The organism is Prosthecobacter sp., assembly GCF_044226605.1.
In the GTDB taxonomy this organism is placed as follows: domain Bacteria; phylum Verrucomicrobiota; class Verrucomicrobiia; order Verrucomicrobiales; family Verrucomicrobiaceae; genus Prosthecobacter.
On the sequence record NZ_JBGAGS010000006.1, the window covers coordinates 54,587 to 71,612 of the forward strand.

Genomic DNA, 17,026 nt, shown 5'->3' on the forward strand with positions numbered 1-17,026 from the left:
CGGAGAATAGCGGGGTAAATGTCCGAAATGTGAGCGCAGGGCTCAATGTTCCATGCGCAGAGGGCCGCCGCTTCTCACTTCCGTGAGCTTGCCATCCCGAATCGTAACGCCACCGTTTACGATCACATCGGTGAATCCTTCCGCATAATGATGTGGATCGCTGAAAACGGAGGGGTCGGTGACTTTATCGGGATCAAAGATTACAATGTCCGCATGTGCTCCCGGCAGGAGCGTGCCGCGATCCTTGAGATGAAACGTCTGAGCAGGCAGCGAGGTCATCCGGCGAACCGCTTCGGGCAGCGTTAGCAGTTTCAGCTCACGCACGTATCGGCCCAGCACGCGAGCATTGTTGCCGTAGCTGCGCGGGTGTGGCACGTCCTCGCCAAGACGACGCGGACCGCCATCGCTGGCGACCATGGTGAGCGGGTGCTTCAGAAATGCCTGCAGATCGTCCTCGTTCATGCCATGAAAGATGGCGCTGGCACCGCCCTGAGTTTCGATCTCCAGAATCACTTCGATCTGATCTTCGAGCGAATCCGAGCCACGCCTCACCTTCGCGGCCTCAGGAATGGTTTTACCATTGAGAGATGGGTCAGCCCTGCAGCGGGCGATCACCGCATAGCCGTAGTCTTCACGGCCCTGACGCGCGCGCATCTCGGCCATCTTGGCGATGATTTCGGCCTTCTTTTTCGGGTCGGAAATCCGCGCCACAAAGTCCGCACGCTCGCCTTCGAGAGCAGCGTCAGGCAAAGTCTGCCGCAGGCCGGTGCTGGAGGCGGTGTAGGCATATTGATCGTGGGTGATCTTCAGGCCGTCCGCGCGCGCCTTGTCCAGCACGGCGAGCACTTCCTGCGCCTTGCCCCAGGCCGTCGGGCCGGAGAGCTTGATGTGGGACACCTCGGCGCGGATTTTCGATTCGCGTGCTATGCGGAGGATTTCATCCAGGGCTTCAAAAATGCGCACTGTTTCGTACCGCATGTGGCTGACGTAGATGCCATCGTGCGAGGCAGCGACCTTCGCCAGAGCAATGAGCTCGTCAGTCTTGGCAAACGAGCCAGGCACGTAGATCAGACCGGTGCTCAATCCCACCGCACCGTCTTTCATCGCCTGATCGACCAGGTTTTTCATCGTTGCGAGTTGCTCATCGCTCGGAGCCCGGATGAAACTGCCGCCCATGCCCTGCTCACGCACGGAGCCATGGCCGATCAGCGTGGCCACATTGAGGGCCACCCTGGACTCTTCGATTTCCTGGAAAAACTTCGCCACATCCGTGCGCGAGTGGCCGCAGTTTCCCGTGATGATGGTGGTGACCCCCATGCGCAGAAAATTTTCCGCCGCCGGGATGAGGCAGATGTCCTCCGAGTGGGTGTGCACGTCGATGAAGCCTGGCGCCGCCACTTTGCCACCGGCATCGATGACCGCCTCTGCAGAGCCCTTGACCTGCCCGATGCCCACAATCCGGCCGCCTTTCACCGCGATGCTGCCCTGCACCAGCGGCCCGCCGCTGCCATCCGCAATCCGGGCATCTGTGATGAGGAGATCAAAATCCGCCGCCTGGGCATGCGCGGCGAGAAGAAAGGCGATGAGAAATCCAAGTTTCATGAGGAGAGGAAAGACATGGCTGGGGGCACGGACATTGCCAGGATTCCTTTTGCCAATCCGGCCTCCGCATTCCATATCTGCGCATTATGATCGATCTGACGAACAAGAAAATCGCCCTTCTGATGGGGGGCCCTGGCTCCGAACGCAAGGTTTCGCTCAAAACCGCCGAAAGCGTGGCAGAAGCGCTGCGCAGCAAAGGCGCCACTGTGGTCGAGGTGGACGTCACCGGCCCGGACTTCGAAGTGCCGAAGGATGTGTTCATCGCCATGAACCTGATTCACGGCACTTTTGGCGAAGACGGCCAGATCCAGGCCATTCTGGAACGCCATGGCATTCCTTACACCGGCGCCGGAGTGGAGAGCAGCCGCATCGCTTTTGACAAGCTTCTGAGCAAAGAGCGCTTTCTTGCCGCCGGGGTGCCCACACCGCGCTCGCAGACCTATCCGCTGGATGGCAGCCAGCCGCTGGCCATCGGGTTGCCGCTCGTCGTCAAGCCACCGCGCGAAGGCTCCAGCGTGGGTGTGCACATCTGCCATACGCAGGCTGAGTTTGAAGCTGCCATTGAGGACGCGAAGAAGTTTGGGAATGAGACGCTCATCGAAGATTACGTGGCTGGCAAAGAACTCACGGTCGGTGTTCTGGGTGATCAGGTGCTTCCCATCATCCACATCGAGCCGGTCGAAGGCTTCTACGACATCAACAACAAGTACCCGTGGATGGGCGGCACCGGCAAAACGAACTACAACTGCCCCGCCGACCTCAGTCCTGAGGTGACCAAGGCTGTGCAGGAAGCTGCAAAGGCCGCGTTTATTTCCTGTGGCACGGAAGTCTATGGCCGCGTGGACGTGATGCTGCGGGACAGCGATCAGTCCCCGTTTGTGCTGGAAGTGAATACGATTCCCGGCATGACCAGCAGCAGCCTGCTGCCCAAGGCCGCAAAGGCTGTGGGCATCGAGTTCCCGGATCTCTGCGCAAAAATCATTGAGCTGTCGATTGCGGCACGGCCTTGAGATTTCCAAACGGGGGATCAAGATGATCCCCCTCCTGTCAGGCCTTGCGCGGCTTTCGCAGCCATAGGTCGCTGCAAAACAGCAGCACGCCGAGCCAGATCAGACCAAACGACACCAGAGATCCGACGCCAACGGGTTCATGATACATGAGCGCTCCCACCAAAAACTGGCCGGTGGGGGCGATGAACTGCAGTACACCCAGCAGTGCAAATGGCAGCTGCCGGGCACCATGCGCAAAACCGAGCAGCGGAATGGTGGTGATGACGCCCAGCCCCGTGATGAGCAGCAAGTCGTGCGCCGAGGCCGTGCCCCAGATGGGCGTGCCGCTCTGCTGCGTCCAGATCAAATAGATGACCGCCACCGGGATGCCGACCACGGTTTCCACAGCAAGACCCGGCAATGAGCCCAGGGGAGAACGCCGCCGCGCCAGGCCATAAAGCGCGAAGCTTCCCGCCAGCAGCAGACCGATCCATGGGATGCGCCCCACGAGCACCAACTGAGTCCCCACGCCAGACGCCGCGGATGCGATGCTGAGCTTTTGCAGCCTCGACAGGCGCTCTCCCAGCAACCGGCTGCCGATGAGCACATTCAGCAGCGGATTAATGAAGTAGCCGAGGCTGCACTCCAGGATGCGCCCATGCTGTGCCGCCCAGACGAAAACGCCCCAGTTGATGGCCAGCAGAAAGGCGGACCAGGCATGTGCTTTGACCAGGCGCATGTCCCGCATGGAACGCAAAAAGCCCGGCCACTCGCCGCTCAGCACCAAAACAGGCAGCACGGTCACCATGGTCCAGACCACGCGCTGCGCCAGCGCCACATCGCTGCCGAGGTGGCCGAGCTGCTTCCAGTACACAGGCAGCACACCCCAGAGACCAAAGGCGACCACGGCGCTCAGCACGGCATTGGCGGATGGTTTTTCAGGATTCATGAGCTTGAGATTTACGTGTGTAGAGAATGAGCAGTGCCGCCAGAATGCCTAGTGCGGCATTGATGCTCCAAAGCAGGGATGGATGATGATCGTAAAGCGACATGCCAAGTGCCGAGCTGGCGGTATTGCCCGCGCACCACGCCAGACTTTGGAAGCCCACATAGCGGCCGCGCATATCCTCGGGAGAGAGGCTCGCTGAATAGGCCTGCTGCCGTGAAAAGGCGGACATCTCCCCGAAGGTGAACACCACCATCATCAGCACAAAGGCCGTGAGCGATCCGCTGACAAGGAAGGTGAGGAAGCTGAACCCCATGAGGATATAGCCGAGCGCCAGCACCCGTTTCACAGGCCAGTGCCGCAGCCCGCCGGCCAGCGGCACCTCAAGCAGGCAGATCATGACTCCGTTCAGCGCCAGCACGAGTCCCAGCTGGTCCACCGGCAGGGCGCTCCGCTCAAAGTGCAGCGGGAAGGTCGTGTTCGTCTGGCGGAAAATCCACGCGGTGCAGATGCACGCCGCGAACAGCGCCAGGAAGGCGTGATTTCCACGGATGGACTCCCACGCCCGGCCCCAGCCCGCATGCTCCCGCGCCGTCCGTCTGCCGCGCGGCAGAAACACCCAGGCGATGACACCAAACACGACCGACGTCGCGGCATCCACGGCGAACAGCCAGAAGTACGATGAGTTTTTTGCCAGAAAACCGGCGGCTGCCGGTCCCAGCGACCATGCGAGATTAATGGCAAACCTTTGCACCGCATAGGCAATCACGCGATGCTCCGGCGGCACAAGGTCCTGCACCAGCGCGGCACTGGCCGGACTGCCCGCCTCATTAATGGCGCCGGTAATGAACGCCAGCACGGCCAGCGCCTGCCAGCTCACCGCCTGAGACATGGCCATCATGCATGCAGCCCCGGCAAGAGACGAAACCGCCATGGTAACGTTCCGCCCCAGACGGTCCGCCATCCAGCCACCGCACCAGGCGGCGATGAAGCCCCCCACGGAGTAGGCTGCCACGGCATAGCCGGCCTGGGCGGCCGTGTTGCCATTGTGTGTGATGAAGAGCGCCAGAAACGGCACGACAAAGACGCCGAACCGATTCACAAAAGTCGCGCCTACGAGAACCCAGAAGGGTCTGGGCAGGAAGTGCAGTTGAGAAAACAAAGACATGGTTGGAAGATGAAAAAAGAAGTCATGGGAAGCAGGGAGGTGAGCAGGAACGCAAAACGGGCCGGCTCTGGTGAGCCGGCCCGTCGAAGGCTTTGAAGGGTGTCTGTGTTCGGTTAGATTACAAGCCTTTGCTCACAATGTATTTCACGAGATCGACGACTCGGTTGGAGTAACCCCACTCGTTGTCGTACCAGCTCACGAGCTTGAAGAACTTGTTGTTCAGCTCGATGCCGGAACCGGCGTCAAAGATGGAGCTGTGCTGGTCGTGCATGAAGTCGGTGCTCACCACTTCGTCGGAGGTCCAGTTCAGGATGCCCTTGAGGTAGGTTTCGCTGGCCTTCTTCATGGCGGCGGAAATTTCCTTGTAGCTGGTTTCCTTCTCCGTCTTCACGGTCAGGTCCACCACGGAAACCGTCGGCGTCGGCACGCGGAAGGACATGCCGGTCAGCTTGCCCTTCACTTCGGGGATGGCCAGGCCGACGGCCTTGGCGGCACCGGTGCCGGAAGGAATGATGTTGATGGCGGCGCTGCGGCCACCTTTCCAATCCTTGGCGCTCGGGCCGTCCACAGTCTTCTGCGTGGCGGTGTAGCTGTGGATGGTGGTCATGAGGCCTTCAGCCACGCCAAATCCTTCCTTCAGCAGCACGTGCACGATCGGCGCGAGGCAGTTCGTGGTGCAGCTTGCATTGGAAACGACGTGGTGCTTGGCGGCGTCATACTTCTCGTGGTTCACGCCCATGACGACGGTGATGTCCTCGTCCTTGCCAGGAGCGGAGATGATGACCTTCTTGGCGCCTGCGTCGATGTGGCCCTGGGCCTTGGCACGCTCGGTGAAGAGACCGGTAGACTCGATGACGATGTCCACGCCAAGCTCTTTCCAAGGCAGAGCCGAAGGACCCGCGCGCACGGCGAGGCATTTGATCTCATGGCCATCGACCACCAGGATGTCGTCTGCAGCCGCGTCTGGGCTGGACTTCTTGGAGGAGACGTTTTCACGGGCCTTGCCCTGGGTGGAGTCGTATTTGACGAGGTAGGCCAGGTTGTCGGCAGGCACGAGGTCGTTCACGGCGACGACGTCGATTTCCTTGCCCAGGAGGCCCTGGTCACAGATTGCGCGAAACACGAGGCGGCCGATGCGCCCGAAACCATTAATGCCGATTTTGACCATGTTGTTTAGAGGTAGTTTGGATTTTGAGGGGAATCAGGCTTACCGCCGGGGAGGGGGGGTGTCAACCGCGAGGCAGCAGGTTTCGGGCCGGATTAGGCTTTCCCAATGCCCGTATCCTGTCCTAGTCTGTTCCTATGAATAGGTTCGCCGCCGGGGTCTTTTTGGTTGCAGGCATCGCCCTGACCCTGTGCTGGCTTTGGCGTGACAAAGCCGTGCCTGTGGCGGGGCGGAGAGTAGCGGCTCGGAGCCAGACCTCTTGTGACACTCTCCCTCAGTAGCATCTCGCTTCATGACGCCCTTTGATACATCGCGGAGCTATCAGGCCACAGGCTCTCCCTGGAGAACAGACGTTATGTCCTGAGTCCTCCGTAAGGTTTGCGACAAATAATCGCACCCTTTAAAAGGAGATTCACTACATTTGTAGTTGTCACATCACGACAAATGTAGTGAAATGCGTTTAATTCCAATAAATCATGCCAGACGCACCTGACATCTCCGAATCTGAATGGTCCATCATGGAGGTTCTCTGGGAGTCTTCCCCGAAGACCGCTTCTGAAGTCACCAAGGCTCTGCGTGCCTCCACGAACTGGGCGGAAAACACCGTCCGCACCCTGCTGACACGCCTGGTGGAGAAGGGGGCGCTGAAGACCGCCGAAAACGCCAGCGGCACCCGCACCTTCCTCCCCGCTGTAAAACGCGAGGCCTGCGTGCGTGCCGAGAGTGAGTCTTTCATGCAGCGCATCTTTGGCGGCGCGGCCAAGCCCTTGCTCGTCCACTTCGCACAAAACAGCAAGCTCACCGCTGAAGAAGTGAAGGAGCTGAAAAAGCTGCTCGACCAGTCCCTCAACTCCTGAACTGCCATGAACACGCTCACCCACCTCTTCGACTGGCTCCTCGCCGCGAGCCTGCGTGCGTCGCTGCTCACTCTGGTGACCTTGCTCATTCAGGCCGCGGTGCACCGCCACCTCGGCGCACGCATGCGCTACGCCCTGTGGCTGCCCACGCTCATCGTGCTGCTCATGCCGGTGCTGCCACAGAGCCGCTGGAGCATCGAACGTGTGTTTCAGTCACCGGCACCAGAGGTAAACCTTTCTCCGCTTCCTGTGTCACCCGTGACGACAAACTCGGAAACTGTCGTGTTCGAAGCGCCTGCCCCCCACGTCGAGCCGATTCCTTGGGAGCGGCTGTTTCTCGTCGCATGGGCAGTCATTGCCGCCTCCATGCTCCTCCTGGGGAGCTTCTCCTTCATCCTCACCTTGCGCCGGTTCAAGCACCTCCGGCACCCAGTCAGGAAGGAACTCCTCGACACCCTCGCTCAAATCGCCTCGGAGGTGCGCCTGAGCTGCGTGCCGCGCGTTCTCATCGCCCCGGCTGTCAGCAGCCCTGCTGTCACCGGCCTTCTGCGTCCCACCCTGCTGCTTCCCGCCGAGTTTGACCATGAGTTCACACCTGCCGAAGCGAGGCTCGTTCTCAAGCACGAGCTCATGCACATCAAGCGCGGAGATCTCCCTCTCAATGCCCTCATGTGTGTACTGATGGCGCTGCACTGGTTCAATCCCCTGCTCTGGATCGCCTTCTTCAAAGTGCGTGCAGATCGCGAAGCCGCATGCGATGCCCAGGTGCTGCATGATGCGCCCAGCGAACGCCGCATCGCCTACGGCCATGCCCTGCTGAAAGTCGAAACCGCCTTCTGCCCTCGGGGCCTCAGCCTGGGCTTTGTGGGGATTTTTCAGCGGGGTGCCGCGCTGCGTTCACGCATTCGTTCCATCGCCGCTCACCGGAACACCCATCCCGTCATGAAGTCGCTGCTCATGTTGTGCATGGTGGTCATGACCTTCTTCGGGATCACCCGCGCGCAGCAGCCAAAACCCGCTGAGGACGCACCGCTGATCGCGCTCGAAATCAAGATCATCGAGTTCAAGAAAGCGACCGACTGGAATTTCGGCGGCAGGTTGCCACCAGAAGAAACATTGTCGTTCCTCTATTCAGAAATGTCCCCTGAGGATCTCGCGGTGCAACTGCGTGAAGCCATGAAGAGCGATGATAGCAGCGCCACCTCTTATCCACGCATCGTCACAGCCGACAAAAAAGAAGTCGTGGTGAAGAGCGTCGTAAACACCCCGGTGAAGGGCACCTACCTCCCCATCGGCCTGGTCTTAAAACTCACCCCTGCCCTGCATGGCACCCATGTTGGCCTGAACATCGACATCACTGACTCCGATCTCATTGATCCCGCAACCGGCGCGGTCATTTCAGAGCTCAAGGGCGACTATCCCACGGCGCGCAGCCGGGTTTACAATGGCAACCACGAGATACGCGACGGCCACTGCTGCGTCATTGCTGGCTGGGAGAATGGCAAGCCGCAAAGCAAACTGCCGCTGATTTACGTCATCACGCCGCATGTGATCGATCCCAAGAAGGGCGGCCTCCCAGCCGGCATGAATCTCACCAGCGAGCTAACCGTCGGGAAATCCGCATTCCGTCCCGGAGACTCCATCGTCATCACCTCCATGTCCCGCTCAGACGACGTGCTCACCATCGGGCTGGATTATGAACTCGCCAGCACGGACCAGGCCGTGGCGGGATTGTACTTCAAGTCAGCCCCTGGCAGTGAACCCCCGCCCTTCAATGCCGGGCAGAATATGCTCGTCAACCGTGGCCGCGGCAGCGTGACCCTGCGGCACTCCATTCCATCCGAAGGGCTGCCTCATGTCTTGCTGTACGATGCAAAAACGCGTGCTCCCCTGGGTGGAGTCTATTTTGGGGACGCCGAACAGGCCGCCAGGTCTCAGACGCTGGATCTGAGTTACCTGACTGCTTCCGCCCCAAAGGCAGCAGCACCTTCCACCAATGAGAAAGGCAGCGAACTCGTGATCACAGCGGAAACGATTTCAACCGACAGGCAGGGCGAAATCCAAACCGCTGCAGGAAACGCCATGTGCGAGGTGCCCGGCATGTCCGTAAAGGCACAAGAACTGGTCTATGATCGCAAAGCACGCCAGCTCACCATTCGCGGTCCGTTCAGCATCCTCATGGGGTCCGGAATCAAGCACAGCAGCACGTCATCAAGTGCATCCGCCGTTGTGGATCTGTCCACCGGAAAGCTGACCACCTCCGGCCGGCATGAAACGGAAATGCCCACTCTTCCCACGGGAAAGATCGTTCCCTCAAGCGTTGCCGGGGTGCCCGCGAAAAAAGACGAGATTCCCGCCGCAGCGGCGAACGGCGCCGAATTCAAAGCTGCAGAACTTCGCAAAGCCCCTGCCCAGCAATATGACTTCAGTAAAGCGTCCCTTGGCGATGTCCTCCGCTTTGTCGCCACCGATGCCAGGATTGATTTCTTCGCCCTCCCGGATGACAATCCTGTCAATCAAAGGCTGGTCACCTTCAGCATCCGCAGCAGCCCGTTTGAACTGCTGGAAACTCTTTGCCGCGCCAATGACCTGGTGCTGATGCTGGACCACGAACGCTGGTTCATCCGTCCATCGGAAGATTCGGCGATGGTCGAGAGGGCCTACGCACTCCCGCAAACGCAGGCAGGCATCGACATCATTCTCAAAGACATCAGCCTGCTCCTGGGGGACCAGGAAGCCAGGCCCGGAGCAGACGCCGCCAAGCCAAGTGTGACTTATAGCAAAGAGAAGAACGCATTTCTGGTGAAGGCCAGCAGAGTGCAGCAGACCTGGGTCGGCGGCTATTTTCGGGGACTGGCAGGCGGGGCACAGGCCGGCAAGACCAGGTGATCCCCGGTTGAACTTGCCCCAATGCTCGCTCTGGATGCCACGCTCATGGCATCCACTTCTGACCTCGACCTCACCCAGCGCCTCCGTGAAAACGCCTGGATTGGCGATGCCGTGCTGGAGCTGTATGTCCGCAGTTTCATTCTGCGGCAGTTTGGCAAAGTGGATGCCGAGATGAAGATGCGCTTCACCTGCAATCAATTCCTCTCCTGCACCGGCAATCCCACCGCTGTGGAGGCAGACATCGGCGTGATCTATCAGCGCGAAGGCTTGGAAGCCGCGTTCACCTGGATTCGTGACACCTTGGAGCCGTTGTTCCTCAAACAGGAAGCCAAACGCAAGCGCACTGGCAAGTAATCACACCCGCTGCCCGAGCGCCTTCAGCTTGGCCTCGGCTTCACTCCATGGGACATCATGCGGCAGGCGCCTGGATATTGCCGCCAGCGCCGCCGTCACACCCGCAGCCTCGCCCGTCGCCACCGAATTGCCGGTGACACGATAACTTGCATGCGCGATGAAATCTCCGCTGATGTTGCGCCCGGCCATCATCAGGCCGTCCACATCTTTCGCAATCAGGGCTCTCAACGGGATGTCATACGGCTGCATCTTCACGCCCGCGTTGCTGTAGGCGGACTTCTTGTTTACCTCCGCACTGAGCGCATGAATGTCCACGCTGAAGGTCGGACGCACCACCGCGTCTTCATGGCGCGCCCCGGCGATCACATCCTCCTTGCTGACGACATACCGCCCAGCAATGCGCCGCCCGTCGCGCACGCCGATCTGCTCCGCTGTGGCTGCAATTTGGAGGCCTTCCCATGGGCCGCCAAGCTTCCGCAGGCCGTTCACGATCTTGTTCATCTCCAGACGTGCCTGCACCGTCGCCTCGGTGATCTTGGCTGCATCAAAGCAAGGGACCGCATATTGGTGATTCATCATCACCAGCAGCAGATTGTCCCGGACCTGCCACAGCGTCGGTTTTGCATAGGAGGGAAAGTGCCCGGAACGCTGGATCTCCGCCAGAAAGGCGTCCTTGGACAGACCGTCCGTTTTGCTCGGGTCAGAGCCATGAATGAAGGTCTTCAATGCCGCAGCCTCCTTGCAAACCAGCAGTGCATTGAGAGACATCGGCTGGCACGGGCAGGAGCCTGCCTCGCCGTACTCAAACGCACATCCAGCAAGCGCCCCAAGATCGCCGTCGCCAGTCGTGTCAATGAATACGGGCGCCTTCCACGCCTGACGTCCCGACTTGGATTCCGTAACCACTGTCGTAAGCCGCCTCCCTTCGCGGTATGCAGCACAGATCTTTGTATGGAGCTGAAACTTAATGCCCGCTTCGACAAACATTTCCTCCAGCAGCAGCTTCATTCCTTCAGGCTCGTAGACGACGCTCTTTTTGTTCGTGCCGCGCCGGATGCCGCCATCCTCCAGGCGCTTCAGCAGTTCCTGGTTGAAGCCAGGCTTGTCGAAATCCAGCAGATACCCCAGCAGCCCCGCCGTCCACACGCCGCCGAGACACCCGCGCCACTCAAACACTCGCACCCTGGCGCCAGCGCGCGCCGCAGTGATCGCCGCAGCAATGCCCGCCGGACCCGCGCCACATACGATCACGTCTGCATCTTCCCCCAGTGGCAGATCTTGCGCGGGTTCATGAAACTTCCCCACAATGACTTTCTCCACCTCCGCAGCGTTCATCACCCCCGGTGTGACGAGCGCGCCGGAAAAGGCGGCACGCAGAAAGGATCGGCGTTTCAGATCAGGGGAAGACGGCTGGGGTGTCATGATGGATGTTTAGTTATCAGGAGGACGGCCTTGGACACCATTTCTTTTCCTGGAGATTGAAGCGGCAGCCAGACCGCGCCAAGGCTCCCAGATGCAGCACTACCTTGTCCGCCCAGTGAGTCAATCCGGCCTGAACTGGTCCGATGCCGATCTGTTGACCCAGTTTACTTTCGCCTGGGAGCAACGCACTGCCCCTCTCACCGAGTTTCGCGCCCTCTGGGATGAGACAAGCCTTCACTTCCGCTTTGACTGCGTGGACGACGATCTCGTGCTTCCCGACGGTGCGACTCCAAAAGATCGCGTCCTCGGCTCCGACCGGGTGGAAATCTTCTTTGCTCCCGATCTCAGCCTGAAACCGTACTACTGCCTCGAAATGTCTCCGCGTGGAGATGTGCTGGCCTACGAGGCGAATTATTACCGCGAGATGGACTGGGACTGGAAATGCGAAGGCCTGCAGCTCACCGCCAGGGTCGAAGGCAGCCGCTACTCAGTCACCGGCAGCCTGCCTCTCGATACCTTGCGCAACTTGAGAGTGCTGAAGCCGGATGCATCCGAACTATATGCCGGGCTTTACCGTGCTGAATTTCATCACAAAACGGATGCCACTGTTCATTCAGGATGGATGCCTTGGGTGAATCCCAAAACGGAACGCCCGGATTTTCATGTGCCTGCTTCATTTGGGGTATTGAAGCTTATTCAATGACCGCGTTTGGAAACAAGGCCCGTCCTTTAAGCCCGAGATAGATCACCGGGGTGACGATCAAAATGTGCAGCAGACTGCTGGCCATGCCGCCAATGATCGGCGTGGCGAGCGGCTGCATCACCTCGCTGCCGGCCCGATGGCTCCACATGATGGGCAGCAGGCTCGCAATGATGGTGGCCACGGTCATGATCTTCGGGCGCAGGCGCAGACGCGCGCCTTCTTTGACAGCGGCCAGGAGATCCGCCTGCGCAAATGCGGCGCCAAGCTGCAGTCGTTTACGGCTCACCGCCTCTTCGAGATACACCACCATCACCACAGCCGTCTGCACCGCCGTCCCCAGCAGGGCGATGTAGCCCACCCACACCGCCACGCTGAAATGCCAGCCGAGTGCATATTGGACAAAGACCCCGCCGCTAAGAGCAAACGGCACCGCCAGCAGCACATGCGCTGCATCACGAGCACCACCATAAAGCTGGAACAGCAGCAGAAAGATGATGAGCAGCACCGCCGGCAGGATGAATTTCAGCGTGCGTGCCGCATGAAGCTGCTGCTCATACTCACCACTATACTCCAGTGTCATTCCTTGCGCGGCGAGCCGGGGTGCCATTTCTTTTTCCAGGCGTGATTTCACATCTTCCACGAATCCTGCCAGATCACGCCCGTTTACGTTGGCCTGCACAAAAGAGCGCAACTGGCCGTTCTCGCTGGCAATTTCATTGGGGCCTTCCATGCGGCCGATGGTGGCCAGCTGGCCCAGCGGAATGACTTTGCCATTGGGCGCTGTGACCAGCACGTCCCCAAGCCGCTGAATGTCTTCTCTCTCACTGCGTTGCAGCCGCACCTGCACCGGCGCTCGCCGGCGGCCTTCGATCACGCTGGTCACCGTTGCGCCACCGAGTCCGGCCTCCACCACCTCGAGAACATCCTGCGCATTCATGCCCATGCGGGCGATGGCTTCACGATCCACCTCAATGTTCAGATAAGGTTTCCCTATGACCCGGCTGGGCGCCACTCCCGCGGCGCCAGGGACTTCTTGGATGATGCGCTGCACTTCCAGAGCTGCGTGCTGCAGTTTTTCCAGATCCGCCCCATAGATCTTCACCCCGAGCTGGGAACGGATGCCCGTGGAAATCATGAGCACACGTCCTTCAATGGGTTGCAGAAATCCCGGAACACTTCCAGGCACAAGGCGCAGCGCTTGCATCATCTCGGCCACCAGCTTGTCCCTCGTCATGCCTCCGCGCCACTCGCTCTCAGGCTTGAGCATGATGGTGGTCTCGATCATTTCGGTGGGCGCGGGATCTGTCGACGTGTCGGCCCGTCCCAGCTTGCCCACGGCGCTGCGGACTTCCGGAAAGGAGGCCAGCACCTGATCTTGCCAGGCCATGACGCGCTTCACCTCATTCAGCGATGTGGCAGGCACAAAGCTGGGCATGAACATGAGGCTGCCTTCATTCAGCGGCGGCATGAACTCGCTCCCCATGCGCGGCACCAACGCGAGCGCTACCGCCAGAATCACACACGCGATGCCGAGCACGGCCTTGCGATGCCGGAGTGCGAAGTCGAGCGCGGGGTCATAGAGCCGCAGAAGAAAGCGCATGACCACATTGCGATCCTCCGAGTGAAACGGCCCGCGCACGAGCAGTGTGCACAGCGCCGGCACCAGCGTCACGGCGAGCAGCGTGGCGCCGAGCAGCGCACACGTTTTCGCATAGGCGAGCGGATGAAAGAGCTTCCCCTCCTGGCCGTTCAGAGCGAAAACCGGCACAAATGCGAGGATGATAATGCCCATGGCATAGACGATGGGACGACCCACCTGCTTCGCGGCTATCAAAATCACAGACTCGTCGTGGCTCCCAGCCTGCTCGCACTGGCGGATGACATTTTCGGTGATGACGATGGCTGCATCCACCAGCACTCCGATGGCGATGGCGATGCCAGAAAGGCTCATCAGGTTTGAGCTGATCCCAAGCTCCTTCATGAGGATGAACGAAATCAGAAGGCTGACCGGCAATGGCAGCGTGACAATCAGAATGCTGCGGAAATGAAACAGGAAAATGATGTGGGCGAGGATGACGAGGATGATCTCCTCCGTCAGCGCGGTCTTGAGCGTATCGATGGTGCGGTCGATCAATTCGCTGCGATCATAAAACGCCTTGATGCTGATCCCCGGCGGCAGGCTGGGGGCTATCTGCGCGATCTTTGCCTTCACCCGGCCGATGACCTCGCGCGCATTGGCCCCGTTGTGCATGACGATCATGCCGCCGACCACCTCGTGTCCGTTTGAGTCGAGTGTGCCGCGGCGGAAGTCGCCTCCGAGTTCGACGCGGGCGACATCCTTGAGATAGACTGGCGTGCCGCCCTTTTCCATGAGCACGATCTTCTCGAGATCCTGCGCACTCTTGACCAAACCGATTCCACGCACGACGAACTCCATGCCGTTTTCCTCGATGGTCTTGCCACCCACGTTCAGGTTTGAGCGCCCGACAGCCATCATGACCATGTTCAGAGACACTCCGGCGGCACGCATCTTTTGCGAATCCACCTCGATCTGATACTGCCGCACGAAGCCGCCCACGCTCCCGACCTCAGCCACTCCCGCCACACTGTTGAGCTGATAGCGGATGTGGTAGTCCTGCAGGGAGCGCAGCTCACCCAGATCATACGTGTGGCCGGCCGCAGGGTCCACATCGAGGTAATATTGATACACCCAGCCGAGCCCTGTGGCATCCGGTCCCAGCTTAGCCTTCACCCCGGCTGGCAGTTCCAGCAGATCAAGGCGCTCGGAAATGCGCTGACGTGCCACGAAAGATTCCACCTCATCCTCAAAGATGACCGTGACGAGCGAGAACCCAAACATGCTCGTGCCACGCACGGTCTTCACACCCGCGATTCCCTGAAGATTCACGGACAAAGGATGCGTGACCTGATCCTCCACCTCCTGCGGGCTGCGCCCCATCCAATCCGCATACACGATGACCTGCCGCTCGCTGAGATCTGGAATGGCATCCACGGCGGTCTCGCGCAGCGCTTTGATGCCAAAAGCGATGATGCACAGCGTTGCGCAGACCACGAGGAAGCGGTTGCGCACTGACCAGGTTATCAGTGCGTCGATCATGGCTTCACTTCCGTTCCGCACTCCAGCATCTCCGCACCCCAATAGGGATTGCGCGCTTCGGCGCCCAGCTGGATCCAGGCCGCGCTGGACGGCGCCCCCTCCCACAGCTTCCCCGTCATGGCGCAGCGAAACACACGCAGCTCTGGCATCTGAGCCTTTCTTTGAAGCGCTTGCACGGCTATTTCCTGGCTCCAGGGCAGGAACACTTTGCGCAGCGCTTTAAGATCAGGGCTTCCGCTTGGTGCGGTAGTTTTGATGAGGCGGTCGGAAGCCTGAGGCAGCCTGCTCAAGATCGCGTTTGCAGCCGCAAGATCATCAGCAGCCAGCGCTGAGCTGAGATCGGCAGCGACCTTCAGGAGATTCATCCACACGGCATCATTCCCCGCCTGAGGTGCGGACGCCATTTCCTTCCCGTCCGGCCGTGCCATGGCATCCAGCTGCGCCTGGCTGTCGAGGAGCATGCCGCCACTGATGACCACCTGTTCGCCCGCTTTTACTCCATCCAGCACTTCATAATGACTGTCTCCCACGCGGCCCACCTTCACCAGGCGCTGCTGATACGACCCCGCTGCTTTCATGACATACACACGCGCCTCATTGCCAGGCCAGAGCACCGCGCTGCGGGGAACCGCCAGCACTTCGGGAGCTTCAACTTCCACGACCCCCTGGGCAAACGAGTTGTTCTTGATGCGGCGTTCAGGGTTTTCGAGCACCACCCTCACCATGGCTGAGCGGCTCATGCCATCCAGATTCGGGCTGATGAAGGCGACGCGGGCCGTCAAAGTTTCCCCTGGAAGAGACGTCGCACTAAGCTTGGCGATCTGCCCAACTTTCACCAACGGAAGGTCCTGTTCCGCGACCATGCCCGTGAACCACATGCGCGTGAAATCCGCGATCTCAAACAGCCTCTCGCCTTCCTTCACCTGCTGCCCTTCGTGTACATAGCTTTTCACGATGACGCCGGAGAGAGGCGAGAGCACCCCAAAGTAAATGTCTCCAGGCTGGCGCTGCGGGATGCTTTTAATCTGCTCCCACACCAGCCCGTATTGTTCCAGCGTTCGTTTGGCGGGTTCTGCGGCCTGCTCCCCCTGCGGCAGCATGGCTTTGTAGGCATCCGCTGCTTTCAGCAGCGTGCGACTGAAAATCGTGGCCAGCGGCTGCCTTCGCGTGACCTGCTGGCCTTCGTGGTTCATCGAAAGGCCGTCGATGCGGCCCTCGACGGGTGCGCTGATGATGCCGTGCCTCGATTCATCCTCGCCGATCATCCCGGAAATGCGCAGCGTCCGCGTCAGCGTCTGCAGTTTCACCTCCGCCGTCTGCACCCCGATCACATTTGGACTGCCGGGCGGCAGCATGACGATATCCGTGACCGCATTCTCAAAACCTGTGCCGCCTTCATACACCGGCACCAGGGCCATGCCGCAGACGGTGCACTGCCCCGGCTGCTCAGACTTTACCCAGGGGTGCATGGGACTTTGGTAGAACAGGATCTTGCGCCCGCTTTCAGCCGCATGCCTTGATGAGGAGCCGTAGTGCAGGCCTGCAAACCAGCCGCACGCTGCAGCCACCAGGCCGATGATAAGAAGAGTCCGCTTCACGAGCCCATGATGCTGAACGGACCCGCAGCCACAACGGGGAAATTCACACAAGCCCTCTCTCGTTGGCTGCTGACCGGGATGATCACCCGGCGGAATCCGACCGTCGACCTCCCCGAATTTCACGCGCGGGAATCATTTGAAGCGCTGGGACCGGCCTGAGGCGGATCTTTCAAGCCGGCCGTGGGGGGTATTTTTTTCTTGCGTCGGCCCCCATT

12 protein-coding genes are annotated in these 17,026 nt (G+C 60.0%); 5 read left to right on the top strand and 7 right to left on the bottom strand.

From position 1 onward, the window contains the following. Positions 1-42: 42 nt before the first annotated feature. The gene (locus ACILSO_RS09290; protein ID WP_395737111.1) at positions 43-1,602 is read right to left on the bottom strand and encodes an amidohydrolase family protein; all 1,560 of its coding nucleotides are present in this window, start codon (positions 1,600-1,602) and stop codon (positions 43-45) included. 86 nt (positions 1,603-1,688) lie between these two features. On the opposite strand from ACILSO_RS09290, the gene ACILSO_RS09295 reads away from it, so the two are divergent. Beyond that, entirely contained in the window at positions 1,689-2,612 is a 924-nt protein-coding gene (locus tag ACILSO_RS09295; protein WP_395737112.1) for a D-alanine--D-alanine ligase, read from the top strand. A gap of 37 nt (positions 2,613-2,649) precedes the next feature. Here ACILSO_RS09295 and rarD read toward each other — a convergent pair whose 3' ends face one another. The 3 genes from rarD to gap form a co-directional block, all read right to left on the bottom strand. Next, a complete protein-coding gene (gene rarD / locus ACILSO_RS09300; protein ID WP_395737113.1) occupies positions 2,650-3,540 on the bottom strand; it encodes an EamA family transporter RarD in 891 nt (296 codons plus the stop codon). Continuing rightward, entirely contained in the window at positions 3,530-4,705 is a 1,176-nt protein-coding gene (locus ACILSO_RS09305; protein ID WP_395737114.1) for an MDR family MFS transporter, read from the bottom strand. The genes rarD and ACILSO_RS09305 overlap by 11 nt, the downstream gene beginning before the upstream one ends. A gap of 118 nt (positions 4,706-4,823) precedes the next feature. Next, positions 4,824-5,873: a type I glyceraldehyde-3-phosphate dehydrogenase gene (gene gap, locus ACILSO_RS09310; RefSeq protein WP_395737115.1), complete on the bottom strand. Its 1,050-nt coding sequence runs from the start codon at positions 5,871-5,873 to the stop codon at positions 4,824-4,826. A 473-nt stretch (positions 5,874-6,346) separates the two neighbouring features. Here gap and ACILSO_RS09315 point away from each other — a divergent pair, with 473 nt between their 5' ends. The 3 genes from ACILSO_RS09315 to ACILSO_RS09325 are packed head-to-tail and all read left to right on the top strand — an operon-like array spanning position 6,347 to position 9,970. Then, positions 6,347-6,727, top strand: a complete 381-nt coding sequence (locus ACILSO_RS09315) for a BlaI/MecI/CopY family transcriptional regulator (protein ID WP_395737116.1) — start codon at positions 6,347-6,349, stop codon at positions 6,725-6,727. 6 nt (positions 6,728-6,733) lie between these two features. Further along, positions 6,734-9,616 (top strand): M56 family metallopeptidase, encoded by a 2,883-nt coding sequence (locus tag ACILSO_RS09320; protein WP_395737117.1) that lies wholly within the window; start codon positions 6,734-6,736, stop codon positions 9,614-9,616. A 45-nt stretch (positions 9,617-9,661) separates the two neighbouring features. After that, positions 9,662-9,970 (top strand): ribonuclease III domain-containing protein, encoded by a 309-nt coding sequence (locus ACILSO_RS09325; RefSeq protein ID WP_395737118.1) that lies wholly within the window; start codon positions 9,662-9,664, stop codon positions 9,968-9,970. On the opposite strand, the gene ACILSO_RS09330 is transcribed toward ACILSO_RS09325, so the two are convergent. Then, the gene (locus tag ACILSO_RS09330; protein ID WP_395737119.1) at positions 9,971-11,392 is read right to left on the bottom strand and encodes an FAD-dependent oxidoreductase; all 1,422 of its coding nucleotides are present in this window, start codon (positions 11,390-11,392) and stop codon (positions 9,971-9,973) included. Between the two features lie 91 nt (positions 11,393-11,483). Here ACILSO_RS09330 and ACILSO_RS09335 point away from each other — a divergent pair, with 91 nt between their 5' ends. Then, positions 11,484-12,095 (top strand): carbohydrate-binding family 9-like protein, encoded by a 612-nt coding sequence (locus ACILSO_RS09335; protein WP_395737120.1) that lies wholly within the window; start codon positions 11,484-11,486, stop codon positions 12,093-12,095. On the opposite strand, the gene ACILSO_RS09340 is transcribed toward ACILSO_RS09335, so the two are convergent. Both ACILSO_RS09340 and ACILSO_RS09345 read right to left on the bottom strand, forming a co-directional pair. Further along, positions 12,085-15,213 (bottom strand): efflux RND transporter permease subunit, encoded by a 3,129-nt coding sequence (locus ACILSO_RS09340; protein ID WP_395737121.1) that lies wholly within the window; start codon positions 15,211-15,213, stop codon positions 12,085-12,087. The two genes, ACILSO_RS09335 and ACILSO_RS09340, sit on opposite strands and share 11 nt — an antisense overlap. Further along, entirely contained in the window at positions 15,210-16,811 is a 1,602-nt protein-coding gene (locus tag ACILSO_RS09345) for an efflux RND transporter periplasmic adaptor subunit (protein WP_395737122.1), read from the bottom strand. Before ACILSO_RS09345 ends, ACILSO_RS09340 begins: the two co-directional genes overlap by 4 nt. Between the last annotated feature and the right edge of the window lie 215 nt (positions 16,812-17,026).

Excerpts from the sequence above, each read along its gene's own strand:
- ACILSO_RS09290 (WP_395737111.1), bottom strand. The coding sequence starts at position 1,602 with ATGAAACTTGGATTTCTCATCGCCTTTCTTCTCGCCGCGCATGCCCAG.
- ACILSO_RS09295 (WP_395737112.1), top strand. The coding sequence starts at position 1,689 with ATGATCGATCTGACGAACAAGAAAATCGCCCTTCTGATGGGGGGCCCT.
- rarD (WP_395737113.1), bottom strand. The coding sequence starts at position 3,540 with ATGAATCCTGAAAAACCATCCGCCAATGCCGTGCTGAGCGCCGTGGTC.
- ACILSO_RS09305 (WP_395737114.1), bottom strand. The coding sequence starts at position 4,705 with ATGTCTTTGTTTTCTCAACTGCACTTCCTGCCCAGACCCTTCTGGGTT.
- gap (WP_395737115.1), bottom strand. The coding sequence starts at position 5,873 with ATGGTCAAAATCGGCATTAATGGTTTCGGGCGCATCGGCCGCCTCGTG.
- ACILSO_RS09315 (WP_395737116.1), top strand. The coding sequence starts at position 6,347 with ATGCCAGACGCACCTGACATCTCCGAATCTGAATGGTCCATCATGGAG.
- ACILSO_RS09320 (WP_395737117.1), top strand. The coding sequence starts at position 6,734 with ATGAACACGCTCACCCACCTCTTCGACTGGCTCCTCGCCGCGAGCCTG.
- ACILSO_RS09325 (WP_395737118.1), top strand. The coding sequence starts at position 9,662 with ATGGCATCCACTTCTGACCTCGACCTCACCCAGCGCCTCCGTGAAAAC.
- ACILSO_RS09330 (WP_395737119.1), bottom strand. The coding sequence starts at position 11,392 with ATGACACCCCAGCCGTCTTCCCCTGATCTGAAACGCCGATCCTTTCTG.
- ACILSO_RS09335 (WP_395737120.1), top strand. The coding sequence starts at position 11,484 with ATGCAGCACTACCTTGTCCGCCCAGTGAGTCAATCCGGCCTGAACTGG.
- ACILSO_RS09340 (WP_395737121.1), bottom strand. The coding sequence starts at position 15,213 with ATGATCGACGCACTGATAACCTGGTCAGTGCGCAACCGCTTCCTCGTG.